The sequence below is a fragment of the Vibrio sp. OPT46 genome (genome assembly GCF_015163535.1).
GTDB classification, from domain to species: domain Bacteria; phylum Pseudomonadota; class Gammaproteobacteria; order Enterobacterales; family Vibrionaceae; genus Vibrio; species Vibrio alginolyticus.
Window position 1 is genome coordinate 39,158 of record NZ_JADDYG010000517.1, and the last position, 899, is coordinate 40,056.

1 protein-coding gene and 1 pseudogene are annotated in these 899 nt (G+C 44.7%); both read right to left on the bottom strand.

Features of this window, described 5'->3' with window-relative positions:
* Positions 1 to 221, bottom strand: a pseudogene (locus tag IQR33_RS21150) (thymidine kinase); the annotation flags it as partial.
* A gap of 87 nt (positions 222 to 308) precedes the next feature.
* The coding region (locus IQR33_RS21155; RefSeq protein ID WP_322631794.1) for a DALR domain-containing protein at positions 309 to 899 on the bottom strand (591 nt) is incomplete at its 5' end.

Below are 899 nucleotides of genomic sequence, written 5' to 3' on the forward strand. Positions count from 1 at the left end.
CCTGCGATCTCTTGATACAAATTGGTATCCTGACGAAATAAATGTGCGTCAGATTGAAGACCAATACGAGAGCTCACTTTACCGACACCAAAACGATCATCTAGCGCAGCCGTAAAAATAACTGGCGTCATGCCGCGTTCTTGATAGTTGAAAGAGGATTGAAGAAGCGTTGTTGATTTACCCGCATTCATTGCTGAGTAATAGAAATACATCTGAGCCACAGAGCATTACCTAAAGTTAAAGTTTTAATTTATGGAAATGGAAAATAAAAGGGCTGAATTATCAGCCCTTTAAAAATGAAAATTCAATTACTTACGACGCCACGTTGTGCCTTCTGGACCATCTTCCAGAACAATGCCCATTTCGGTCAGCTTGTCACGAGCCATATCTGCATTCGCCCAATCTTTCGAAGCACGAGAGTCGTTACGCAGCTTGATCAGAGCTTCGATTTCAGCCACTTCATCATCGTTACCCGCATCACCTTTTAGGAAGGCTTCAGGATCTTGGTGAAGAATACCGATCACGTCAGCTAGTTCACGCATTAGCGCACCGAGTTCGCTCGCTTTCTCTAGGTTTTCTGTTTTCAGACGGTTAACTTCGCGCGCCATGTCGAACAGAACTGAGTACGCTTCTGGTGTGTTGAAGTCATCGTTCATCGCTGCAGTGAAGCGAGATACGTATTCTTCACCACCAGCAGGCGCAGCATTTAGATCCAAACCACGTAGAGATGTGTACAGGCGCTCAAGCGAAGCACGTGCTTGGTTTAGGTTATCTTCGCTGTAGTTTAACTGGCTACGGTAATGACCAGACATTAGGAAGTAACGCACTGTTTCAGCATCGTAGTGACCAAGAACGTCACGGATAGTAAAGAAGTTACCTAGAGATTTAGACATCTTCTC